Source organism: Pseudoxanthomonas sp. SE1 (assembly GCF_029542205.1).
Lineage (GTDB): Bacteria > Pseudomonadota > Gammaproteobacteria > Xanthomonadales > Xanthomonadaceae > Pseudoxanthomonas_A.
Genome location: NZ_CP113783.1, coordinates 2,311,289 through 2,334,610, shown reverse-complemented (window position 1 = coordinate 2,334,610; position 23,322 = coordinate 2,311,289). Strand labels below are relative to the sequence as shown.

Annotated in this window: 22 protein-coding genes and 1 tRNA gene; 12 read left to right on the top strand and 11 right to left on the bottom strand. The window is 66.8% G+C overall.

Going from position 1 to position 23,322, the window contains the following annotated elements:
• The first annotated feature begins 97 nt into the window (after positions 1–97).
• The 5 genes from OY559_RS11040 (at position 98) to OY559_RS11020 (ending at position 3,845) form a co-directional block, all read left to right on the top strand.
• The gene (locus tag OY559_RS11040) at positions 98–1,105 is read left to right on the top strand and encodes a LysR family transcriptional regulator (protein ID WP_277726317.1); all 1,008 of its coding nucleotides are present in this window, start codon (positions 98–100) and stop codon (positions 1,103–1,105) included.
• A 113-nt stretch (positions 1,106–1,218) separates the two neighbouring features.
• A tRNA-Ser gene (locus OY559_RS11035) sits at positions 1,219–1,308 on the top strand.
• Positions 1,309–1,450: 142 nt separating this feature from the next.
• Complete coding sequence (locus OY559_RS11030; RefSeq protein ID WP_277726316.1) at positions 1,451–1,747, top strand: hypothetical protein; 297 nt, start codon at positions 1,451–1,453, stop codon at positions 1,745–1,747.
• 8 nt (positions 1,748–1,755) lie between these two features.
• On the top strand, positions 1,756–2,559 hold the full coding sequence (locus OY559_RS11025; protein ID WP_277726315.1) for a DUF5694 domain-containing protein: 804 nt from the start codon (positions 1,756–1,758) through the stop codon (positions 2,557–2,559).
• 167 nt (positions 2,560–2,726) lie between these two features.
• Positions 2,727–3,845 carry a hypothetical protein gene (locus OY559_RS11020; RefSeq protein WP_277726314.1) on the top strand — a complete coding sequence of 373 codons (1,119 nt, stop codon included), beginning with the start codon at positions 2,727–2,729 and terminating at the stop codon, positions 3,843–3,845.
• A 36-nt stretch (positions 3,846–3,881) separates the two neighbouring features.
• Here OY559_RS11020 and OY559_RS11015 read toward each other — a convergent pair whose 3' ends face one another.
• Positions 3,882–4,412 carry an REP-associated tyrosine transposase gene (locus tag OY559_RS11015; RefSeq protein WP_277726313.1) on the bottom strand — a complete coding sequence of 177 codons (531 nt, stop codon included), beginning with the start codon at positions 4,410–4,412 and terminating at the stop codon, positions 3,882–3,884.
• A 126-nt stretch (positions 4,413–4,538) separates the two neighbouring features.
• On the opposite strand from OY559_RS11015, the gene OY559_RS11010 reads away from it, so the two are divergent.
• Positions 4,539–4,820 carry a hypothetical protein gene (locus OY559_RS11010; protein WP_277726312.1) on the top strand — a complete coding sequence of 94 codons (282 nt, stop codon included), beginning with the start codon at positions 4,539–4,541 and terminating at the stop codon, positions 4,818–4,820.
• Between the two features lie 407 nt (positions 4,821–5,227).
• Here the strand turns inward: OY559_RS11010 and OY559_RS11005 are convergent, their stop codons facing one another.
• The gene (locus OY559_RS11005; RefSeq protein WP_277726311.1) at positions 5,228–6,070 is read right to left on the bottom strand and encodes a type 1 glutamine amidotransferase domain-containing protein; all 843 of its coding nucleotides are present in this window, start codon (positions 6,068–6,070) and stop codon (positions 5,228–5,230) included.
• 108 nt (positions 6,071–6,178) lie between these two features.
• Here OY559_RS11005 and OY559_RS11000 point away from each other — a divergent pair, with 108 nt between their 5' ends.
• Both OY559_RS11000 and ggpS read left to right on the top strand, forming a co-directional pair.
• Entirely contained in the window at positions 6,179–7,093 is a 915-nt protein-coding gene (locus tag OY559_RS11000; RefSeq protein WP_277726310.1) for a LysR family transcriptional regulator, read from the top strand.
• Positions 7,094–7,417: 324 nt separating this feature from the next.
• A complete protein-coding gene (ggpS, locus tag OY559_RS10995; protein ID WP_277726309.1) occupies positions 7,418–9,715 on the top strand; it encodes a glucosylglycerol-phosphate synthase in 2,298 nt (765 codons plus the stop codon).
• A 427-nt stretch (positions 9,716–10,142) separates the two neighbouring features.
• Here ggpS and OY559_RS10990 read toward each other — a convergent pair whose 3' ends face one another.
• The 3 genes from OY559_RS10990 to OY559_RS10980 form a co-directional block, all read right to left on the bottom strand.
• A complete protein-coding gene (locus OY559_RS10990; RefSeq protein ID WP_277726308.1) occupies positions 10,143–10,949 on the bottom strand; it encodes an isocitrate lyase/PEP mutase family protein in 807 nt (268 codons plus the stop codon).
• A 96-nt stretch (positions 10,950–11,045) separates the two neighbouring features.
• Positions 11,046–11,267, bottom strand: a complete 222-nt coding sequence (locus tag OY559_RS10985) for a hypothetical protein (RefSeq protein ID WP_277726307.1) — start codon at positions 11,265–11,267, stop codon at positions 11,046–11,048.
• A 427-nt stretch (positions 11,268–11,694) separates the two neighbouring features.
• A complete protein-coding gene (locus OY559_RS10980; protein WP_277726306.1) occupies positions 11,695–12,567 on the bottom strand; it encodes a M28 family metallopeptidase in 873 nt (290 codons plus the stop codon).
• A 156-nt stretch (positions 12,568–12,723) separates the two neighbouring features.
• Between OY559_RS10980 and OY559_RS10975 the strand changes: the two genes are divergently transcribed.
• Positions 12,724–13,371, top strand: coding sequence for a response regulator (locus OY559_RS10975; protein ID WP_277726305.1), 648 nt, complete (start codon positions 12,724–12,726; stop codon positions 13,369–13,371).
• 638 nt (positions 13,372–14,009) lie between these two features.
• Here OY559_RS10975 and OY559_RS10970 read toward each other — a convergent pair.
• Positions 14,010–17,174: an Rne/Rng family ribonuclease gene (locus OY559_RS10970; RefSeq protein WP_277726304.1), complete on the bottom strand. Its 3,165-nt coding sequence runs from the start codon at positions 17,172–17,174 to the stop codon at positions 14,010–14,012.
• A 382-nt stretch (positions 17,175–17,556) separates the two neighbouring features.
• On the opposite strand from OY559_RS10970, the gene OY559_RS10965 reads away from it, so the two are divergent.
• Entirely contained in the window at positions 17,557–18,555 is a 999-nt protein-coding gene (locus OY559_RS10965) for an RluA family pseudouridine synthase (protein WP_277726303.1), read from the top strand.
• A gap of 9 nt (positions 18,556–18,564) precedes the next feature.
• Here OY559_RS10965 and OY559_RS10960 read toward each other — a convergent pair whose 3' ends face one another.
• From OY559_RS10960 to OY559_RS10950, 3 genes are read right to left on the bottom strand one after another with little or no spacing between them, the layout of a single operon-like run.
• On the bottom strand, positions 18,565–18,960 hold the full coding sequence (locus OY559_RS10960; protein WP_277726302.1) for a DUF1761 domain-containing protein: 396 nt from the start codon (positions 18,958–18,960) through the stop codon (positions 18,565–18,567).
• 16 nt (positions 18,961–18,976) lie between these two features.
• Positions 18,977–19,390 carry an energy transducer TonB gene (locus OY559_RS10955; protein WP_277726301.1) on the bottom strand — a complete coding sequence of 138 codons (414 nt, stop codon included), beginning with the start codon at positions 19,388–19,390 and terminating at the stop codon, positions 18,977–18,979.
• Positions 19,390–19,737: a 4a-hydroxytetrahydrobiopterin dehydratase gene (locus OY559_RS10950; protein WP_142124776.1), complete on the bottom strand. Its 348-nt coding sequence runs from the start codon at positions 19,735–19,737 to the stop codon at positions 19,390–19,392. Before OY559_RS10950 ends, OY559_RS10955 begins: the two co-directional genes overlap by 1 nt.
• Before the next feature lie 92 nt (positions 19,738–19,829).
• Between OY559_RS10950 and OY559_RS10945 the strand changes: the two genes are divergently transcribed.
• Both OY559_RS10945 and OY559_RS10940 read left to right on the top strand, forming a co-directional pair.
• Entirely contained in the window at positions 19,830–20,426 is a 597-nt protein-coding gene (locus OY559_RS10945; RefSeq protein ID WP_277726300.1) for an NfuA family Fe-S biogenesis protein, read from the top strand.
• Between the two features lie 15 nt (positions 20,427–20,441).
• Positions 20,442–22,097 (top strand): hypothetical protein, encoded by a 1,656-nt coding sequence (locus tag OY559_RS10940; RefSeq protein ID WP_277726299.1) that lies wholly within the window; start codon positions 20,442–20,444, stop codon positions 22,095–22,097.
• Between the two features lie 160 nt (positions 22,098–22,257).
• Here the strand turns inward: OY559_RS10940 and OY559_RS10935 are convergent, their stop codons facing one another.
• Both OY559_RS10935 and OY559_RS10930 read right to left on the bottom strand, forming a co-directional pair.
• On the bottom strand, positions 22,258–22,716 hold the full coding sequence (locus tag OY559_RS10935) for a c-type cytochrome (protein WP_142124773.1): 459 nt from the start codon (positions 22,714–22,716) through the stop codon (positions 22,258–22,260).
• Positions 22,717–22,722: 6 nt separating this feature from the next.
• On the bottom strand, positions 22,723–23,121 hold the full coding sequence (locus OY559_RS10930; RefSeq protein ID WP_277729986.1) for a c-type cytochrome: 399 nt from the start codon (positions 23,119–23,121) through the stop codon (positions 22,723–22,725).
• Between the last annotated feature and the right edge of the window lie 201 nt (positions 23,122–23,322).

Genomic DNA, 23,322 nt, shown 5'->3' with positions numbered 1-23,322 from the left:
TGCGGCCTCAACCGCGTTGGAGAGCACTGTAGGTCGTTGCATTGGTGGGATAAACGTGGTTAAATGTCACTGATCGTTCTAAAGGCGAGACTAATTCATGCAGCACGACCTCAACGACCTCTATTACTTCGCGATGGTGGTGGACCACGGCGGCTTCGCCGCGGCGGAACGGGCGCTGGGCATCCCCAAGTCCCGCCTGAGCCGGCGCATCAGCCAGTTGGAGACCGACCTGGGCGTACGCCTGTTGCAGCGCTCCACCCGTCGCTTCGCGGTGACGGACGTGGGCATGAGCGTGCACCGCCATGCGCAGACGATGCTGGCCGAGGCGCAGGCCGCGCGCGAGGTGGTCGATCGCCTGAGCGCCGAGCCGCGCGGCGTGGTGCGCGTCAGCGTGCCGGTGGCGGTGGCGCAGATGCAGTTGCCGAAGATCCTGCCGGCCTTCCTGGACAAGTACCCGAAGGTGCGGCTGCAGCTGCACGTCAACAACCGCCGCGTGGACATCATCAACGAGGGCTACGACGTGGCCCTGCGCGTGCGCGCCAAGCTCGACGACGACGGCAGCCTGGTGATGCGCAGCTTCGGCCAGATCCAGGAGTTGCTGGTGGCCAGCCCGAAGTACCTCAACCGCGCCGGCCGCCCGAAGGTGCCGGAAGACCTGGCCGAGCACGTCACCCTGAGCATCAGCGAGGACGAAGCGCGCCAGCGCTGGGAGCTGCATGGGCCCAATGGCGAGGTGCGCCGCATCGAGTTGAATCCGCGCCTGGCGGGTTTCGATTTCCCGCTGCTGCAGTCGATGGCGAAGGACGGTTACGGCATCACGCTGCTGCCGGAGACGGTGTGCGCGGAGGCGGTGCGCAGGGGCGAACTGGAGGTGGTGCTGCCGGAGTGGAGCTTGCCGCAGGGCATCTGCCATGCGGTGTTCGCCTCGCGCCGGGGCATGTTGCCGGCGGTGCGGGTGTTCATCGATTTCCTGGCCGAGCACCTGCCGCAGCAGATCGAATCCTCGCGGCTGGATTGCGGCGGCAAGTGTTCGGAGGAGAAGGAGAAGGCTATCGCGATGGCCATCGACAACACCAAGGCCGCCAAGGTGAAGAAGGCGTCGTAAGCCACGGGCGGGGTGTTCGTGCGAAAATGCCGTCCGGCCTGCAAGGGGCCGGGCGCGCCGCCGGGGCAGGGTGGCGATGCACCGCGACGGGGTCGCGGGCAGTTCCAGACAACGGAGAGATGGCCGAGCGGTTTAAGGCAGCAGTCTTGAAAACTGCCGTAGGTGCAAGCCTACCGTGGGTTCGAATCCCACTCTCTCCGCCACTTCGACCACCATGAAATGTAGGATGGGTTGAGCGTAGCGATACCCATCGTTTTTCTGCCTGATTGTTCGCGATAGTGGGAAAGTCGGCTCTTCCGTCTAGGGCCGCTACGCTCAACCGTTCCATAGGCAAGGAATACGCGTATGCGCGGAGTCGAACTAACTGGTATCGACATGGTGATCGGGTTTTTTGCCATTTTCTTGGTCATTGCATCCTTTCCATTGCGTGTGTGGCTGTTCCATAAGCTCAAGGGCGATTCCTCGGTAAGGGATTTGTTCGACGGCGCGTCAATGATCGGCTCCGATCTCCTCCCGTTTAGACTCATCAGAAGTTGGCGCACAATCTCCATCGCAGCACGAGGCCCCGTGCTGGCGTTTGTCCTTACCCAGCTATCAGGCCTTTTTCTCTTGCTGGTGGTTTGGGTTCGTGCGCTTCTCTAGAAATCTGAATGGAGGAAAAGCTCATGCGTTGTTTCCTCATGCTGGCGTTGCTCCTGTTGCACGGTGCCGCATGGGCGGCCGGGCCGCCGGCCCGCGTCATCGTCATCGGTACCTACCACTTCAGCAATCCGGGTCAGGACCAGGCCAACGTGGAGTCGGTGGACGTCACGGTGCCCCGGCGTCAGGCGGAACTGCAGGCGGTGACCGATGCCCTGGCCGGGTTCAAGCCGACATTCGTCGGCGTCGAGTGGCCGGCTGAAGCGGCGCGCGACAACTACGCGCGCTATCTCGACGGCACGCTGCCAGCCTCCCGCAACGAGGTCGTGCAGTTGGGATTCCGCCTGGCCAAGCAGGTGGGGCTCGAACGTGTTCACGGGCTGGATGTTCCGGGTGACTTCCCATTCGAGCCGTTGAGCGCGTGGGCGCAGGCCAATGGCAAGTCGGGCGACCTGCAAGCGCTGATGGCGCAGGCCCAGGGCATCACGGCGCGCATTACCGCGCTGCAAACCACCCACAGCATCGGCGGCGTGCTGCGCGAAATGAACACGCCGCAGGCCCTCGATGAGGCCGCGAGCTTCTACGCGGAGTTCCTGCGCTACGGAAGCGGCGAGCAGCAGCCAGGGGTCGAACTCAATGCCGCGTGGGCGAAGCGCAATTTCGCGATCTGCGCGCGACTGCTGCAAGCACTCAAGCCCGGCGACCGCGCGGTGGTGTTCTACGGCCAAGGACACGCTCCTCAGCTGGCAGCCTGTTTGCGGTCTGCGCCGGGCGTCGAGCTTGTCGAGGCGGGGACGTTTCTTCCGGCCTCTTGACCGGAAGAAAGGTAGGATGGGTTGAGCGTAGCGATACCCATCGCTTCGGTGCGTCTGATCGTCCGCGATGATGGGTATCGCTGCGCTCAACCCATCCTACGTGCTAGTGGACGAATGTCACGTTGAATGAGGTTGATTCTGTCCGCCATCGCTCAAGATGAAGTTTCATGAAAACTCTCGCCTCCGGCCCTGCTGACCATCGCGCCCTAGAAGAATTCATAGACGAGGGCGCTCGGGCAATCGTCCGCGCTCATGTCGATCCATGGCTCCACTTCGGTAGTAGTGGGGTTAGTCTAAAGATGTTGGATGGAACTCCCATTTTCTACTCTGGTATCGAGTTCAGCGGCTCCGCGCTTGAGACTTTTTGGAGTCGAAAGTACATAGATGGCTACTTACGAGCGTTCGTCGATACGTTCGTAGCAGAGACTTCGAAGACAGCGCGAGCTTTGGGGCTGGACGTGGGTGTCGTCCTCAACGACATAGGCGGAATGTTGGATACCGCAATTGGGAGAGTGCTTGACCGGATGGTTGTGGTAGATCAGCGCCTACGAGGAAAGGGGTTCCCCGACACGGTGAAGCCGCGGTCTGTAGCGGATCGGCGAGAAGAGTTGCGCAGCTATATCGCTAGACGGATAAAGGTGGAGTACGCGACCGAAATCTTGCACGCGCGCACCATCATGATCCAAGGAGCCGCACGTGGTTCAGCCCTTGTGGACTCTTTCTCGTCATGGCTTCTTGCTGGCTACGCTGCGTTGGTGGCACTTCTCGTCTCAAATGCGGATTCGCTTTCCCTTTTTTTGCAACCTTTGGCGCTCACCTACTCCCTGTATGGATTAGCAATTACGGCTGGCTTGGGTCTTGTGCAAAAGGCAATGGCGGCAATGGTCGCTTCACGCGGTGCGGGCGAAGCTGTCGGAAGAGAACTTGCTGAGAGAGGGGCAGCCATTTCGGGCATGAGTGTGGTAGTCGGCGAGATCATGAAGGCCACACTGCCAGCGATGAAGCCCTATATGCGCCGTCATTTTGGTCGAACGGCGGAAGGGGATTTGGCTGCAGACGGGCGAGCAGCTTACAAGTTGGCGCAGTGGCAGTTGATCGTAGTTGCTCTGCAAACTCTGCTGGCTATAGCTTTCGTCGCGGTTATGGCTTGGCATGCATGGCCCGCTGAGTCCGTGCCCGTAGTTCACGCTGAGAGCGCGGAGGTGCCGACAGCTCGGACTTCAATTGAAGGGAGGAATCGTGCAGAGATGGCGCCTCCAGAAGCAGCGCCAGAGCCGGTCAAGTGAGTAGCCCGTAGGATGGGTTGAGCGAAGCGATACCCATCACTGCCGCTCTCCGAAGCTCGCGTCATCTCCGCCATTACCCCAATCCTTCGTCAACACCCCATCCCGCACAAATCGATGGAACGTGGAATAAGGCCAATCCACAACACGCGCCACGTGCCCGTGCTTCACCGGATTCCAGTGGATGTAATCCACATGCCGCGCGAAGTCGATCTCGTCGCGTATCAGATGCTCCCAATACCGTCGTTGCCATATGCCGCGCTCGCCTTTTTCGATACGGCTCGCGCGTCGATGTTCGCCGTGGGGCAGGTGGCGTGAAAACCAGGTCTTGATGAGGCGCCAGCGCAGGGGGAAATCGGCGTCGCCGGATGGCAACGTCAAGATGGCGTGCAGGTGATCCGGAAGCACGACCATGGCGTCGATATCGAACGGATGACGGCGGCGCACGTACCGGATTGCATCGCGCAACAGGTCGATGTGGTCGACCAGCAGCGTGGCACGACGGTCAGCGAGATTGACCGTGAAGAAGTAGGTGGCGCCGGGGACGAGAGTGCGTCGGTAGTCGGTCATTCCTTGACCTCGGAGATGGCGTTGATGGGTATCGCTTCGCTCAACCCATCCTACGATTGTTCGGGAGCCGATCTTCAACCCGTCGTCCGTTAGACTGCGATCAAGCCTCAACGCAACGCTATCCGCATGAAACTGATCCCCACCCCCATCACCGCCGCCATCGCCGGCCTGTTCGCCGGCGTCGTGATGCCGTTGATCTGGCCGCGATTGGGGGACGAAACGTTGAACTGGGTGTTCGCGTTCCTGCTGGTGGTTGCGTTACCCGTGCATGGGCTGGTGGTGGGGTTCACTCCGTCGCGCGAAGCGCGGGCGGCCGGGGCGCTGGATGCCGCGCTGCTCAAGCGTGTGACGATCTGGCTGGTGGCGGCCGTGGCGACGGTCGCGTTGATGAAGATCCTGTTGGCCTGACCGGTGGGCCGAGGCGTCGGGTGCGGCGCCACATGAGGTCCGACCATCCGGCACCGTCGTGCACGGGGCATCGCTGACCAGGATGGCCGAGGCTTTTTCGCTGGCGCAACAGGCCATGTGTGAGTAGGGCCAGGCTTTTTCGCTCTCGTACCAGGCTTTGCGTGAGTAGAGCCAGGCTTTTTGCCTCTCGCGCCAGGCTTTGCGTGAGTAGAGCCACGCTTTTTCCCTCTCGCGCCAGGCTATGTGTGAGTAGAGCCGGGCTTTTTCCCTCTCGTGCCAGGCTATGTGTGAGTAGAGTCAGGCTTTTCGCCTCTCTCGCCAGGCTTTGTGTGAGTAGAGGGGAATGATCCGCCCTGTACGCCTGTCCGGGTCGGCAAGCGCACAAGGCGGGTACGCTGGCGCCGCTGTCAGTCCAACCGCTCCAGTAACACCTTCGCCACACCCACCGCCGAGGCCGGGTTCTGGCCGGTGATCAGTTCCCGATCGACCACCACGTTCGACTGCCACGGCTGGGTGTTGCTGCGGTACTGCACGCCGGCCTGCTGCAGCGCCGTCTGCGGGTAGAACTTCATGCGGCCGCCGTTGAGCGCGGCCTTGGCCTGTTCTTCCTCATCGTTGCTGATCACCGTGACCTGGTAGCCGGCGTAGATCCAGTCGGCCGGCGTCGGGGCGCGATTGTCGCGTTCCATCCGCTGTATGAAGGCGGCGTTGCCCGGCAGCGTGGACAGGAGGGCGATGGGGCCATGGCAGACCAGCGCGGTGGGCTTGCCCTGCTGGTGGAAGTCGGTCAGCAGGCGGCCCAGGGCCGGGCTGGCCAGCAGGTCCTGCATGGGCGCGTGGCCGCCGGGGATGTAGACGGCGTCGAATTCGCCGTAACCGATCTGCTCCACCCGGGCCAGGCTGAGCACCGGCGACTGCGTGGCGGAGGTCAGCCTCAACTGCGCCAGCAAGTCGGCGTGCGATTGCAGGCTGGCAGCGTCGTTGCCGAAATAGGCCTTGTCCACCGAGGTGCGGTCCACCGTCGGCGCGCGGCCTTCCGGCGTGGCGAAGGTGATCTCGTGGCCGGCGTCGCGCAGCGCCTTGACCGGCTGCATCAGTTCGTTGAGGTAGAAGCCGGTGGGGTAGACCTGGCCGTCGCGCAGGTCGAGGTGGTCGGCATCGGACAGCACCACGAGCACGTGGGCGGCCTGGGCGTTGGCCGAGGCGACGGCGAGCAGGACGGCGGCGGTGAGGGGGGCGAGCAGCTTCATGGGGGTCTCCGGTGCGGGCGGGAAGCCCGGGGTGGCGCGCACTGTATTCCCGGCGCGCGAGGCGATAAATTGGCCCGGGAGGGATTCATCTGTTCTCCGGAGGCAATAATGGCGCGACGGTTCGATCACCTGGCCGATGTCGAGGCGCTGGTGGCGGTGGTGGATCACGGCTCGCTGACGGCCGCCGCGGTGGCGCTGTCCACCACGCCCTCGGTGATCAGCCGCGCGGTCGCCCGGCTGGAAACGCGGCTGGGCAGCCAGTTGCTGCGGCGGACCACACGCCGGACCAGCCTGACCGAAGCCGGTCGCCTGTACGTGGAACAGGCGCGCGCCGCGTTCCACCTGATCGACGATGCCGAACGCGCGGTGCAGGGCGAGGCGGGCACGCTCAGCGGACATGTGCGCCTCAGCGTGCCGACCACCTACGGCCACTACCGGCTGCCGTGGCTGCTGCGCGATTTCGTGCGGCAGCACCCGCAGGTGCGGCTGGAGGTGAACATCGCCAACCGCAACGTGGATCTGGTGGCCGAGGGCTACGACCTGGCCATCCGGCTGGGCGCGCTGCCCGACAGCGGGCTGGTGGGCAGGACGCTGGAGGATGCGACGCTCAGCGTGGTGGCCTCACCGGATTACCTGGCTGCGCACGGCACGCCGCAGACGCTGGACGAATTGGCGGCGCATGCCTGCCTGCCGTTCGTGCTGCCCAGCAGCGGACGCGTGGCGCCGTGGCTGTTCCGCGTGGACGGCGGTGACGTGGACTGGGTGCCGTGCTCGCGCATCGAGGTGTCCGATGACGTGCTGGGGGTGGTGTCGCTGGCGCAGGCCGGCGTCGGCATCTGCCAGACGTACGACTTCATCATCGATGCCTGCACGCGTCGCGGTGCGGAGCTGGTGCGTGCGTTGCCGGACCTGTCGGGACGCACGCGTCCTTTCTCGCTGATCTACGCGCCGCATCGCCGTCTCTCCGCGGCATCGCGCGCGTTGATCGATGCGCTGGTATCGGCGACAACGACGCGCACGTAAGCGTGGCTCGCACGTGATGCAGGCGCAGTGATGCGGGAAAAACGCGGATTTCCCGGTGGAATTTAACATTCTTAACATCGTGTTGACCTTTGCGAAGACGATGCGGACTACAATGCTGCGTCGCATCAGTCGATGTCGCGTCCACATCCGGGGATGGACGCGCATCTGCAGCGCGCTTGCGCGCAGCGTGTTCCGCACGCGGCAACTCTCTTCCTGCGCCTGCCTTGCAGCGCCTTTCCGATGCGATCGATCCCCGCCTGCGTCCGTTGACGCGTCGCGTCGTGCCTCCGTGCGCGGCACACCACCCACTGGGAGTGCACCTGCATGAGCCTGTTGAAGAATTCGCCCGATCCGCTGTTGTTGGCCACCGATCTGGACGGCACGTTCCTGGCCGGCGATCCGGCCGCGCGCAAGCAGCTGTACCACCTGGTCGACGCGCATCCCGGCGTGAAGCTGGCGTGGGTCACCGGGCGCGGACGCGAAGCCATCCTGCCGCTGCTGGCCGATCCCGGCCTGCCCACGCCGGACTATCTGATCTGCGACGTGGGCGCGACCGTGCTGCGCACCGCGGACATGCAGCCGATCCAGCCGCTGCAATCGCGGATCGAAGCGCGCTGGCCGGGCGAGCACGTGGTTGCCGATGCGATGCGCCGCTTCCCGATGCTGGTGCGCCAGGAGGTGCCGCAGGAACGCCGGTGCTCGTATTACTGCCATCCGGAACAGCTGTCGACCATCCAGGCCGAGGTGGAAACCGTGGCCGCATCGCTGGGCTGCGAGGTGCTGTATTCGGCCGACCGTTACCTGGACATCCTGCCGCGCGACACGCGCAAGGGCAGCACGCTGACGGCGCTGGTGGAAGAACTCGATCTGGAACACGGCCGCGTGCTGGTGGCCGGCGACACGCTCAACGACCTGTCGATGTATGGCGAAGGCTTCCCCGGCGTGTGCGTGGGCGATTCCGAACCCGCGCTGCTCGCCGCCACCGCCGGCATGGACCAGGTGCTGCACGCGGAGGCGCCGGGCTGTGGCGGCATCCTGCAGGCGATGGCGCACTTCGACCTGCTGCGCGCCGACGACTACGCGCCGCCCACGCATGCCCCCGGCAAGGCGGAACTGGTGATGGTCTACCACCGCCTGCCGTATGAAGAACACATCGTCGACGGCAAGCGCGTGCGTCGCCCGCACAGTTCGCCCAACGGCATCATCCCCAGCCTGCTGAGCTTCTTCGGCGAGGGTCAGCCCGGTTCGTGGGTGGCGTGGACGGTGGCCGATCCGAAGGGCCCGCCGGTGGAGCTGCATACGCCGGTGGATGCGGAGCGCTATCCCGGTCTCACCGCCACCAACGTGCCGTTGACCAAACACGAGGTGGACGTCTTCTACAAGCGCTTCTCGAAGGAGGCGTTCTGGCCGGTCATCAACAGTTTCTGGGAGCGTGCGCGTTTCAGCGAGGACGACTGGGCGCTGTTCAAGCGGGTCAACCGCCGCTTCGCCGAAGCCGCCGCCGCCGAGGCCGCACCCGGCGCGACGGTATGGCTGCACGACTACAACCTGTGGATGGTGCCGTCGGTGCTGCGCGAGCTGCGCCCGGACGTGAAGATCGCCTTCTTCCACCACACGCAGTTCCCGTCGGCCGACATCTTCGCGATCCTGCCGTGGCGGCGCGAGATCCTCGGCAGCCTGATGGCGTGCGACTACGTGGGCTTCCACATCCCGCGCCATGCGGAGAACTTCACCGACGCGGTACGCAGCACGTTCCCGGTGGAGGTCACCGCGCGTGCGCAGTGCGCGCCGCGCTTCCTGACCTTCGGCTGCGCGGTGGGCGTGGAGGACATGGCCACCGAACTGCGCATCGACGGGCGCACCGTGCGCATCGGCGCGCATCCCATCGGCACCGACGTGGGCCGCATCCAGGCGTGCCTGGAAACGGAGCAGGTGGCCGAGGATATCGCGCGCATCCGCGACGAGATCGGCCGGCGCAAGCTGGTGCTGTCGATCGAACGGCTGGACTACACCAAGGGCATCCTGCAGAAGCTGCACGCGTTCGAGCGCCTGCTGGACGAGTCCCCGGAACTGCGGGGCGAAGTGACCCTGGTGCTGGTGTGCGTGCCGGCCGCGAAGGAGATGACGGTGTACCGCCCGCTGCAGCAGCAGATCGAACAGGCGGTGGGCCGGATCAACGGACGGCTGTCGCAGCTGGACTGGACGCCGGTGCGCTTCTTCGCGCGTGTGCTGCCGTTCGCCGACGTGGTGGCGCATTACGCCGCCGCCGATGTCATGTGGATCACGCCGCTGCGCGATGGCCTGAACCTGGTGGCGAAGGAGTTCGTCGCGGTGCAGGGCCTGGACGGCGGCGACGGCGTGCTGGTGCTGTCGGAATTCGCGGGTGCGGCGGCGGAACTGAAGGGCGCGGTGCTGACCAATCCGCATGATCCGGCGGATCTCGCGCGCGCATTGCGGCACGCGCTGGTGATGACGCAGGGCGAACGCGAAGACCGCCAGCGCAGGCTGTACGACATCGTCCGCCACTACGATCTATCGCGCTGGGGCAGGGAGTTCCTCGCCGCGGCGCGCGGTGTGCAGGGCGAGGTAAATGCAGAAACGCGGACGGCCATCGCGGCTTAATGCATTTACCTTTGACTCGTCGCGCGCCTGCGTCGATAGTCGTGCCACACACGGGACAGGGAGCCCCTCGCATGCGCAACCTGCTGGTACGGAGCATGGCCTGGATGCTGATCGCCGCGACGGCGCTGGTGCTGTTCGGCCTGCTGCAGATGCCCGAACTCTGGCTGGGCGGCGGCAACGGCTGATCCTGCCGCCGGCAAAAGAAAACCCGACCAATGAGGGTCGGGTCTGAAGGGGGAGTCCCCGGCTCCGGCAGTGCTGCTTGCTCAAGGCAGCGCCCGTTTCCTTTGCAGAGCGGCCTTTCGTGGCCTGCGCAGGGCGTGCTGCCGGGGACGCGAGCATCGTCGTCGAAAGCCGTCACATTCGCCGTCGGTCGTCGCCCCGATGTGTTGTAGGAAAAATCCTACCCACGTTCCCGCGTGCGCTCTCAGGCGAACAAGCCATTGACCGCGCCATAGCCCATGGCTTGGGGATCGGGCAGGGTGGTGCGCTCATCGCGCAGGAACGCCTCCACCTGCGCACCCAGGCGCCCGTACATCGACTCGGCCAGCGCCGAGCCGGTGCTGATGCGGCGCACGCCGAGGCGTTCCAGCGCGGCGAGAACCTGCAACTGCGGGCGCAGCATCACGTTGAGCGGCATGCCGCAGCGTGCGGCCAGGGTGGCGATGGCATCGGCATCGACCACGCCCGGCACGAACAGGCCATCGGCGCCGGCCTCGCGGTAGGCCTCGGCGCGTGCGAGGGTTTCGTCGATGCGTGCGGTTTCCACGACCAGTCCGCGCAGGTAGACATCGGTGCGCGCATTGATGAAGACATCCAGTCCCTGCGCGGCGCAGGCGGTCCGGATCGCGCGGATCTTGGCGGCGAGGAGTGCGGGCTCGCCTGCGCCGTCTTCCAGATTGATGCCGGCGGCACCGGCCTGCACCACGCGCATCACGGTGCCGGCAGCGGTGGCGGGATCGTCGGAATAGCCGCCTTCCACGTCGACGGTCAATGGCACCTGGAGGGTGCGCACGATGCCCTGCACGGCGTGCAGCAATGCATCAGGCTGCAGGCGGTCGCCATCCGGATATCCGAGCGCCCATGCCAGGCCGGCGCTCGTGGTCGCCACGGCCGGGGCGCCGAGGTGTTCGATCAGGCGTGCGGTGCCGGCGTCCCACGCGTTGGCCAGGCGCAGCAGGCCGTGTCGGTGGAGCTGGCGGAAACGGGTGACGGCGTCGGAGGGGGCGGTCATGGCGGGTCCGGCATGGAAGGGAAGCACAGGGTGCCATGCCGCTGCGTCGGCTACTCGCCGGATGCGGACGCGAATGCCCTCACCAGGTCCGCGACCTCAGGCACAGAGCCGCCAGCCGTTGAACAGGCGCCAGCGACCGTCGCCGCCCTCGATGTTGATGGCGTAGTCGAGTCCTTGCTGCTGGCGCTGGTTGGCGAGCTTGATCGCGTAGCCCAACGCCGCACCGCGGCTGGCGAAGTGCAGGGGCGGGGACTCGTTGATGGAGAGTTCGTAGCTGCCGTCGTCGGCAGCGTCGTGGAACAGATCGAAAGTCATCATGGCGGCTGTGGGGAAGTGCGCGTGCCTGACATGAACCTACGCAGCGATCCGTGACGTGGATGCGAACCGGGGGTGCAGTGCTCGCGGGGGTTCATCGATGTCGAGGCGGCGTCATCAAACCGTGCGCTGCAGCTGAACGCCGTACACGCCGTCTTCGCAAACCGCAACGTAAAAAGTCGCCAGTGGTCGGGCAGACGGAACCACCCCCTCCGTCCCCCGCGCAACCCTGCTTCCGAGCCGCAAGGCTGGCACCCAGGGCGCCACGAGAGAACCGAACGCAGCGCTCCGGACACCCCCTGTTCCTTGCTGCGCCTGGCGGTGGACCGCGAGTCCGACACCGTCGCCGCCCGAAGAGCCAGGCGTGTTCTCGTCCAGATGCAAACGGGCCCACCAGGGCCCGTTTGCATGTGGGTTGAAGCAGGCGCGCTCAGGGCGCCGGAGCGGCATCCCAGGCGCGCAGTCCCGCTTCCACCACGCGCAAGGCGTCGTCGACGCGGGCGCGGTCCAGTTCGGCGGCGGTGTCGCGCGGGCTGTGGATCACCTGCATCACCTTGGGCATCCGGTCCGGCTTGGCGCCACCGAAGACCGCGAGGATCGGGTTGATCTCGTCGCCGCCGACCAGCGAGAACGAGACCGCCGGCCAGCCCGCCTTGAGGAAGGCCAGGTGGTCGGTGGGCGGGTACTTGTCGCCGGGCTGGAAGCCGAGTTTCTCGTGCTGGCTGGCGGCACGCAGGGCGGCCACCAGCGGCGTGCCGGCGTCCGGCGCCATCATCCACAAGGTATCGCCCCAGCCGAAGACATCGAAGTTGACGTACAGCACGGGCTTCTCGCGGCCGGGCGTGGCGACCCATGCGCGCGAACCCAGCAGGCCCTTCTCTTCGAGATCCCAGAACGCGACCTGCACGCGATGGCCCGCGAGGGGCTTCGTCTTCAGCGCCTGCGCCAGTTCCAGCACGGCCGCCACGCCCGAGGCGTTGTCGGTCGCGCCATGGCCCACGTCCACCTGGTCGTAGTGCGCGCCGATCAGCAGCAGCGGCGCCCCGTCGGGGCCGCCGAGGTCGGCGACCAGGTTGTGGCCGGACTGGCCGTCCTGCTCGAACGCCTCGCGCTTCCACGCAATGCCCAGAGCGTCCAGCCGCCGGCTGATCGCATCGCCGCGTGCAGTGGTGGCGGCGTGCGCGCTGACATCGCCGACCTGCGTGTGCCAGCGATCGGAAACACCGTCATCGGCCCAGGCGGGCGAGATGGCGGCGAGGGAGAGCAGCAGGGCGGCGCGAAGATACGGACGGATGCCGGGCATGTCGGATTCCTTTGGGAAAGCCGGAGTATGCCGCAGCGCATGCGTGTGCCGGATGTGGCTTTCTGCATGCACGGACCCGACAACCGATAGAATGTTAATTGCGCGGCGATGGACGGCCACCTACGCTCGAACCGTACCTCAAGGCATCCGTTTCCCATGACGATCCGCGTTTTCCTCATCGACGACCATGCGCTCGTGCGCACCGGCATGCGCCTCATCCTCGGCACGGACACCGACATCGAGGTGGTGGGCGAAGCGGAGACCGGCGAGGCCGCGTTGCCGATGGTGCGCCAGCTCAAGCCGGACGTGGTGCTGTGCGACCTGCATCTGCCGGGCTACAGCGGTCTCGAAGTGACCGAGCGCATCGTGCGCGCCGACATGGGCGTGCGGGTGATCATCGTGTCGGTGCTGGAGGATGGCCCGTTGCCGAAGCGCTTGCTGGAAGCCGGCGCGTCGGGTTACCTCGGCAAGGCGGGCGATGCGGCCGAACTGATCCGTGCCGTGCGCGACGTGTCGCGCGGCAAGCGCTACCTGGGCAGCAACGTGGCGCAGAACCTCGCTTTGCATACGGTGGGCGGCGATGCGTCGCCATTCGATGCGCTGTCGCCGCGGGAACTGGAAGTCGCCATGCTGCTGACGCAGGGCCTGCGCCAGGAAGAGATCGCCAAGCGCCTGAGCCTGAGCGCGAAGACGGTGAACACGCACAAGACGCGGCTGTTCGAGAAGACCGGCGTGCAGGACAACATCGCGCTGGCACGGCTTGCCGCGCAGTGGGGACTGATGGATCCGTCGCGCGCGCTCTGACCCGTCCGGAACACGCAGCCCCGCAGCCCCGCAGCCCCGCAGCCTCGCCGCAAACCAGTCTGCACTGTCCGTCTCCGTCATTCCAGCGAACGCTGGAATCCATTGCCTGTGCGCGCCGCGGAAGCCACAGCAAGATCAAGATGGGTCCCAGCGTTCGCTGGGACGACGTCCGGCGTCACTCCAGCGCAGGCTGGAATCCATTGCCCATGCGCGCCGCGGTACCTACAGCAGGGGCAAGATGGGTCCCAGCGTTCGCTGGGACGACGGTCGACGTCATTCCAGCGCAGACTGGAATCCATTGCCCCGTGCGCGTCGCGATAACCACAGCAAGGTCAAGATGGGTCCCAGCGTTCGCTGGGACGACGGCCGATGTCATTCCAGCGCAGGCTGGAATCCATCGCCCGTGCGCGCCGCAGTACCTACAGCAAGGCCAAGATGGGTCCCAGCGTTCGCTGGGACGACGGCCGGCGTCATTCCAGCGCAGGCTAGAATCCATTGCCTGTACGCGCCGCAGTACCTACAGCAAGGCCAAGATGGGTCCCAGTGTTCGCAGGGACGACGTTCGGGTGGTTGCCTGAAACGACACTGGCCGCTTGCGCGGCCAGTGTGCTTTCAGCTCTCCGGGAGTGCGCTGCGTGTCAGACGCTGCGTTCTTCCGACGTTTCGTCGTCCTGCTTGTCGTCGTGGGCGATGTCGTCCGCCGGCTTGACCGGCGTCACCACGGGCTCGAACAGGCTGCGCGTCACCGACGGCGGCGTGTCGGCGTCGGCGACGAAGAACAGCGAACCCGTTGCCGGCATGCTGGCCGGTTTTGGGGCCTGCTGCGGGGCGGGCGCGGCCACGGCCACCTCGACGGGCGCGACGGGTTCGCTGGCGACTTCGTTCACCGCGTCGACCAGGTCGATCTGCACGGGCTCGCTGCGCACATCGGCCACGGGAGCTTCGGCGGCGGGGGCCGCATCGACGACTTGCGCCACCGCGACAGGCGTTTCGATCATCCGCGCGGGTTCGGCGGCGATCTCGGCCTTCACCGTCTCGACGATGGCGGCAGCTGCGGGCGCTTCTTCCTGCACCGTGGCAGCCACCTCGGACTGGGCGAGCACGGCCTGCACCTTCACGTCCTCGATGACCTCGGCCGCCAGTGCGGCTTCGGCCACGACGGGAGCAGGCACGTTGACGGGCGTCGGCGCCTCGGCCGAGCCGGATGCCGCGACCTCGGCTGCCACGACCGCTGCGGCGGCGACCGCAACAACCGGTGCAGCCGGTTCACGTGCCGGAGCATGCGCGGTCTGGGGCTTCGGCGGACGGGGAGCGGCGACGGCCGGCTCTTCGTCATCGAAATCGAACTCGGGCTGCGAACGATCGACTACCGGGGCTTCGTCGTCGCTGCCGAGGTCGTCGACCGACAGGCCTTCTTCGCCGGCGGCCGCGCCTTCGCCATTGCCGCGACGACGACGGCGTCCACCACGACGGCCACGACGGCGACGGCCGCCGCCTTCGCCACCCTCACCGGCATCCGCCGCGGCGTCAGGGCCGGCCTGTGCGGCCAGGGTATCGGTCACTTCGGTGTCCGCTGCCTGCGCATCGACCGGCGTGGCTGCGGCGGTGACGGCGGCCGGTGTCGCGCGCGTGGTTTCAACCGCGGCTGCTGCCACGGCCGCGGCTGCGATCACCGCATCGTCGACACCGGGGGCAGCAGACTTGGCCGTCTCCTGCTGGGGCGTGCGCGGTGCGTTCGGCTGGCGCTGGCCTTCCTGCTTGCCGGGTTGCGCCTGCCGGGGTGCCTTCTGCTGCGGGGCGTTGCCCTGCGCGTTCTGCTGGCCGCCCTGCGCCTTCTGAGGCTTCGGGGCCTGCTGTTCGTTGCGCGGCTTCTGCTGCTGCGTATTGCCGCCCTGCGCATTCTGGCCCTTGCTGCCGCGCTCATCGCGGCGGCCGCCGTCCTGCTTGCCGCCACGGCCCTGGTTCTGCTGGCCGCGGGTGTCGCGGTTTTCGCGACGGCCGTTGTTGCGGTCATTGCGCTGGCGGTTGTCCTGTTGCGGCCGCGCCTGCGGTGCGGGCGTGGTGGCTTCGCTGCCGCCGAGCAGTCGCTTGAACCAGCCGATCACGCCGCCGCTGGCGGGTGCGGCCACCGCGACGGGCGCGGCGACCGGAGCCGGTGCGGGTGCCGCCACCGGGGTTTCGCGCTCTTCGCGTACCGGGGCCGGCTGCGCGTGCTTCACGTGCGTGACCGCCGGTGCGGCCGGGATGTTGAGCTGGGCCTTGGTCAGCGCATGCACCGGCAGCTTGCGCTGGGTGCCGCGGTGGTAGCTGGGCTTGCTGCTTTCTTCGCCGAGTTCGTTCTCGCGGATGCGGGTGACTTCGTAGTGCGGGGTGTGCAGCGCTTCGTCGGCCACGATGATGACGGGCGCGTCGTGGCGCTGTTCGATCTCGCGCAGGGCGCTGCGCTTCTCGTTGAGCAGGAAGTTGGCGATCTCGAGCGGCGCCTGGATCAGCACCTGCCCGGTGTTGTCCTTCATGGCGTGCTCTTCGGCCACGCGGATGATCGACAGCGACAGCGACTCGACGCTGCGCATGCGGCCATGGCCTTCGCAGCGCGGGCAGACGATCTGGCTGGATTCGCCCAGCGACGGACGCAGGCGCTGGCGGCTCATTTCGAGCAGTCCGAAGCGCGAGATGCGGCCGATCTGCACGCGGGCGCGGTCGTACTTCAGCGCGTTCTGCAGCTTGTTCTCGACTTCGCGCTGGTGCTTGTTGCTCGACATGTCGATGAAGTCGATCACCACCAGGCCACCCAAGTCGCGCAGGCGCAGCTGGCGGGCCACTTCCTCGGCCGCTTCCATGTTGGTGTGGAACGCGGTTTCCTCGATGTCGCCGCCCTTGGTGGCGCGCGCCGAGTTGACGTCGATGGCGGTCAGCGCCTCGGTCTGGTCGACCACGATGGAGCCGCCGGAAGGCAGCCGCACGTTGCGTTCGTACGCGCCTTCGATCTGCGATTCGATCTGGAAGCGGTTGAACAGCGGGATGTCGTCCTTGTACGCCTTCAACTTGCGCAGGTTGTGCGGCATGACCTGCTGCATGAACTCACGGGCGGTTTCGTACAGTTCGTCGGTGTCGACCAGGATTTCGCCCACGTCGCTGCGCAGGTAGTCGCGCAAGGCGCGCACGATCAGGCGGCTTTCCTGGTAGATCAGGAACGGGGCCGGCTTGGTCAGCGCGGCTTCGGCGATGGCCTTCCACACGCTCAGCAGGTAATCCAGGTCCCACTGCAGCTCTTCGGCATCACGGCCGACGCCGGCGGTGCGGATGATCACGCCCATGTCGTCGGGAATGGCCAGCGCGTCCATCGCCTTCTTCAGCTCGGCGCGGTCGTCGCCCTCGATGCGGCGCGACACGCCACCGGCGGTGGGCGAGTTGGGCATCAGCACCATGTAGCGGCCGGCCAGTGAGATGAACGTGGTCAGGGCGGCGCCCTTGTTGCCGCGCTCGTCCTTGTCCACCTGGACGACGACTTCCTGGCCTTCCTTCAGCAGTTCGCGAATGCCGGCCTTGTTGTGGTCGACGCCGGCCTGGAAGTAATCGCGGGAGATTTCCTTCAGCGGCAGGAAGCCATGGCGGTCCGCGCCGTAATCGACGAAGGCGGCTTCCAGGGAGGGCTCGAGCCGGGTGATGCGGCCCTTGTAGATGTTGGACTTCTTCTGTTCCTTCGACGGCTGTTCGATATCGATGTCGTACAGGGTCTGACCGTCGACGATGGCCACGCGCAGCTCTTCGGCCTGCGTGGCGTTGATCAACATGCGTTTCATTGTGCGTTCCTCGCGCGCTGCTACCGCGCGGAACGCCATGGAGTTTCGCTTCTGGAACGTTGCACCACCCCTTGCGCAGGCGCAGCGGGGCAGATCGGGTTTCCAGCGCTACGACACCACGGCAGGCCGCGGGAGCGCTTGTTCTAATAGGTGTTGCGGGACCGGCGGCAGCTTCCCTGGTGAGGTGGCGCCGCGCGGGACATGTTCAGCCACAGGTACCGTCACGTACCCGGCGGTATCCGGGCCTGCCGATCAGCCGCTAACATGGCCGCCCCTGGGGCGGTGGCCGCGCACTTGCCGGAATCGCGGGGAGACGGGCTTCTGGCCCAACTGCAACTCCCTGCGAAATCAAACCCTTATCTCGCCCGCCGAGTGTAACAGAATGAATGCTTCCAACCCCAGCCCCCCCTCCGACAAGCCGGCAGCGGGTGCCAAGAGCGCCGTGCGGACGGTCACGGTGCCGGAGGACCGCGGTGGGCAGCGGCTGGACAACTTCCTGCTGGGTCAGCTGAAAGGCGCGCCTCGCAGTCTGGTCTACAAGCTGGTGCGGAGCGGCCAGGTGCGGGTGAATGGCGGTCGGGCCAAGGCCGAGCGCAAGCTGGAGGGTGGGGACGAGGTGCGTATTCCGCCGGTCAGTCTCGCGGATGTCGGAGACAAGGCGACGCCACCGGCGGGCTTCCTGAAGCGGATGGAGGCGGCCATCGTCTTCGAGGACGAGCGGCTGCTGGTCATCAACAAGCCCACCGGTGTGGCCAGCCACGGCGGCAGCGGCATCAGCCATGGCGCCATCGAGACCATGCGCGCGCTCCGGCCCCACCAGTCCTTGGAACTGGTGCACCGGCTGGACCGCGACACCTCCGGCCTGCTGGTGATGGCTAAGAAGCGCTCGGCGCTGTCCGAACTGCAGGCGTTGCTGCGCGAGGACAGCGAGGACGGCACCCGTGCCATCGAGAAGCGCTACCTGACGCTGCTGGTCGGCCGCATGCCCGATGGGGTGATGAGCGTGGACGCGCCGCTGCACATTGGCCTGCGCCAGGGCGGTGAGCGGCACGTGCAGGTGCACCGCGACGGCAAGGCGTCGTTGAGCCACTTCCGCGTGCTGGAACGGCGGGGAGGGCATTCGTTCTGCGAAGTGCGCATCGAGACCGGCCGCACCCACCAGATCCGCGTGCACGCGCAGCACATCGGTCATCCGGTGGCGGGCGACGACAAGTACGGCGATCCGGCCGTCAACAAGCGCCTGCGTGAGCAGGCAGGCCTGAAGCGCCTGTTCCTGCATGCCGCGTCGCTGCAGTTCGCGCTGGACGGCGGCAGGACGCCTTACGTGCTCAGTGCGCCGCTGTCCGAGGATCTTGCCGAGGCACTGGAACGGCTTGGCTGACGGGCCGCGTCAGTGCCAGAGGCCGAGGACGAGGCCGAACAGGGTGAACTGCAGCGTGTGGTAGCCGGCGTCGATCAACCAGAGCCGCGCGCCACGCTGCGCGAACAGATAGTTGATGCCGAAGCTGGCCGCCACGAAGCAGAAGCCGACCAGCGCGCCGCGGCAGAGTGCGGTTGCCAGCGCCGGCTGCGGTCCGACCAGAAATGCGAACACGCCGGCTGCGAGCACGGAGAACAGGAAGGCGCCGCCAAAGATCTTCGCCGGATGCCCCTGCTTCTGCGGGTCCATACCTGCAGCCTTGTTCCACGCCTTGCCGAACAGCGGCCCATACCAGATGCCACCCAGCAGGAAGCTGCACGCCGCTGCCAGCAGTACCGCCCAGACATTGATCCCTTCCATCGACATGACCCAGTGGCCTGCGTCAGCCCTGGCTGCCCTGTGCGAAGCAGCGCGTCGGCTTTTCCAGCACGGGCGGGAACGTCACCGGCACGGTGATGGTGTGGCTGACCGGCTTTCCGTTGCGCGTGGCGGCGCGGAATTTCCAGGTCTGCACGGCTTCGAGCGCCGCCTTGTCGAGGGCGGCGTTGCCGCTGCCCTGTGCCTGCGAAACGCGCGAAGGCACGCCATCCTTCTCGATGGTCACGCGCAGCACGGTGGTGCCGCCCTCGCTGTTGCATTCGGCTTCGGGCGGATACACGGGGGGCGGTGTGTCGGTCGCCGCCAGTTCGGTGGGCGGGATGGCGGGTACAGGCGCTTGTTCCTGTTTCGTGCATGCCACCAGCACGAGCGCGACAAACGGAACCAGAAAGCAGAGGCGGGTGTTGTGGAGGTTCATCAGGATTCTCCCAGCAGGGCGCTGGCCTTGGCCGCGCAGATGAAGTCGTTCTCGCTCAGGCCGCCGACATCATGCGTGGAGTAGCGCACGACGGCGCGGTTGTAATGCACCCCCAGGTCGGGATGATGGTCCTCGGCGTGCGCGATGAAGGCCAGCGCGTTCACGAACGCCATGGTTTCGTAATAGTTGTCGAACGGGAACGTCCGCGACAGGGCATGGCCTTCTTCCACCAGTTCCCAGCCCGGCACCTGGGGCAGCAATTCGGCGACGCGGGCAGGAGGCAGGCGGTGTTCGCTGCCACGCAACGGCACGCAGTGCGCGCGGGCGAGAGGGACAAGGTCGGACATGGGGTTCTCCTGCGTTGCAGCCAGTATGAACAAAGACCGACGATGGGCCGGTGAATGTGAATGCCTGTCGGGCAGGGGGCTAGAATACCCGCATGATCCAGATTTCCGACAGCGCGCAGGCGCACTTCCGCAAGCTGATCGAACGCGAGGCGCTGCCGGGCCTAGGCGTGCGCCTGAGTGCGGTCCATCCCGGCACGGCGCAGGCCGACGCACGGCTGGAGTTCTCCGAGCCGCGCGACCTCGCCGGCGATGAATGGGCCGTCGACTGCGACGGCTTCACGCTCTATGTCGACGCCGGCAGCGTGCACTGGCTGGATGGTGCCGAGATCGATTACGTGATGAAGGGCGCGAGCACGCAGCTCACCATCAAGGCACCCTGCATCAAGGGTGAAGCGCCCGGCGATTCCGCTTCGATGGTCGAACGCGTGCGTTGGGTGGTGGACAACGAGATCAACCCGCAGCTGGCGTCCCACAAGGGGCGTGTGGCGGTGGAGGAAGTGGGCGGCGACGGCGTGGTCTGGCTGCGTTTCGGTGGCGGTTGCCACGGGTGCGGCATGGCCGACGTCACCCTCAAGCAGGGCATCGAGAAAACGCTGATGGCCCGCGTGCCGGGCGTGACCGCGGTGCGCGACGCGACCGATCACGGGACCGGCGAAGCGCCGTACATCCCCCGCGGCAACGCCGCCTGACGGAGCCAAGCGCCGGTGACGAACGCCACCGACGTCATCGCGCAGCTGCTGTCGCGCAAGGCAGCCCCCATCGTTGAACGTCACACCGGCCTGCCGTTCGGCTGGGGCCTGTGGTTGCGCGCGCTGCCCGAGAAGCTGGGCCGGATCACGCGCGAGAAGGCCGATGCGGTCGTCGCGCTGCTGGCAGCCCGCACGGTCCGCCCGCCCGACGCCGTGCCCGCTGCGCTGGGCCGGTGGCGCGCATTCCGCTCGCTGTTCTACCAGGGCTGGGGTCCACCTCCACGCGAAGAGCGCTGGATGCGCTGGTTCGCAGGCTTTACCAGCAGTGCCGTGCACCTGTTGTTCTTCCTGTTCCTGATGTGGGTGGCGCTGGTCCAGATTCCGCCACCGCCACAACAAGCCGGCGACACCAGCCGCGTGCGGCTGGAGATCATCGGCGACGGCAGTCCCGAGGAAGCGGGAGGCGAGACGCAGGCGGCCGAACCGGGTTCGCAGCAAGCGGCGCAGGCGGACCCTGCAGCGCAGGCGGCGACCACGGCGACCCCGACACGGCCCGCGCCGTCCGAGGCTTCGCCGCCACCGTCCGACGCGGTGCTGCCCGACGTTGCGGTGGAGATGCCGCAGATCCAATCCCGCGATGTTCCACAGCCCGAACTTGCGCACCAGCCCTTGCAGGTCACCGAGGTGCCGGAACCCACCCGCGCGTTCGTGCTGCCACCGCCGACACCCCGGCAACCCGATGTCACCCTGCCGGCGCTGCGTGAGCCAGCCATACCGGTGCGCGAGATCCCGGCACCGCTCGCCGCGCCGGTCGTGCGCCGGGCTGCGCCGGTGCGCAGCGTAGACGTGCCTGTCGTGGCAACGCGTGAAGTGCAGGTGCGCGAGCGCGAGGTGATGGCACCCGCACCCCAGGTGCGCAGCGTACCGGTGCCTGCGCGCGAGATTGCGCCTGTTCCCATCGCCACGCGGGAACGCAGCGTGCGGCAAGCCGAGATCCGCGAGCCGGCACCGAGGCCTGCCCCTGCCGCCGCCGCGCCGGTTCCCGCCACGACGGGCGCCGCGACGGCGACATCGACGCCGGCGAGGACAACGGCGCCAACCCCATCTGCTTCGCCTTCAACGTCGCGTGGCACGCCCTCCCGCGCATCCACCACGCCCGGCCCGGCGGCCGCGACGAAATCCGGCGGCTGGAACACGCCTGCACGCGCCGACGACTGGGGAAACTCGACCCGCAATGCAGCAGGCGACAGTGCGGCGGACGGTCGCGACGCGCCAGGCCTCTACAACGCCGACGGCAGCCTGCGGGTGCCGGGTGGCGCGGGCGATGCCACCGCTCAGCGCGGTGCGCCCGGCGGCGAGAACGACCAGTGGACGCGTGAGCAACTGGCAGAGGCGGGCACCTGGCTGCAACGCCCCCCCTACGACTACGAACCGACCACGTTCGACAAATACTGGGTGCCGAACGAGTCCCTGCTGGCAGAGTGGGTGCGTCGCAATGTGCGCGAAATGGAGATCTCGATCCCGGGTACGAACATGAAACTCAAGTGCACGGTGTCGGTGCTGCAGCTGGGCGGCGGTTGCGGTCTGGGCAGCCTGTTCCCCGATCCGCCGAAAGCGCGCCCGCCGCCGGAGATTCCGGTCAAGCGCACCCCGATCCCGACCGACAGTTAGGGGTGCAGGGGTTTCAGCGGTCTTGTGGGAGCGATGTCAGTCGCGACAGGGCGCCGCGATGGTTCATCGCGACTGACGTCGCTCCCACTGAAGCCTACGGTTGCCGCAAACGAAAACGGAGCCCTTGGGCTCCGTTTTCGCATTCCTGACGCTGGAAGACTTACTCGTGCACGCCGTGCAGGTCGCGGAGCTGCAAGGGCCGCGAACCGAAATAGGCGGCGAGGTCGGAAATGTCCTGGTCGCTGAGGCTGGCGGCCTGCGGGGTCATCAGGGCGTGCTGGCGATCACCGCTGCGGTAGGCCTGCAGCGCGTGCCCCAGATAGTCGGCGTACTGGCCACCCAGCTTGGGATACGTGTCGTCGATCGGCGCATTGCCTTCGGCACCGTGGCAGTCCACGCAGCTCTGGCCGGTGGCCTGGCCCTTGGCCTTGGCCAGTTCTTCGCCCTTGGCGATGTGACCCTTGGGCAGGCCGGCGGAGGAGCTGGAACCGTGCTCGCCACTGGCGTGGCCGGGATTCTCGGCGGCGGTTTCCGTCGTTTCCACCTTGGAGCATGCCACCAGGGCGAGGGCAGCGAACAGGGCGATGGCTAGACGCTGGGCGTGCTTGGCGTTGGGCATGTGGGCTTACTTGACGGTGGAAAGGAAAGCGGCGATGTCGGCGATGTCCTGGTCGGAGAAGCTCTGCGACTGGGCCTGCATCGTGGGGTGCTTGCGGTTGCCGTTGCGGTACTCGGTCAGCGCATTGGCCAGATAGTCGGCCGACTGGCCGCCGATGCGGGGCACGTGGAAGTTCGGGTAGGCGTTCTTGTAGCCCACGATGCCGTGGCAGCCCTGGCAGGTGTAGGTGAGCGTGCGACCGGTATCGGCATTGCCGACCAACGGCGCCGGGGCGGCAGCGGGAGCGGCGGCAGGCGCCGCGGCTTCGACCGGGGCCGGCGTGGCCGGGGTGTCCTGTTGGGCGGTCAGGGCGGCCAGCGGGAGGGCGGCCAAGGCAAGGCAAGCGGCGAGCGGCAGCAGTCGCATCATTCTCGGGAAACTCTCAGGTTGCGCGCGCCACGTACCACCGCAGCGCTTGGCTGAACGCAAGTATAGCCTGCGACCGAATGCCGCGCACAGGCGCGGGTGCTTCCGCGCGGGCGGCATTGAGTCGCATGCCGCCGAATGGTTGCCGTCGAAGTGGAAGTTCCCGCGTTGACCATGCAGGAGGAAGACGACGAACTGTCG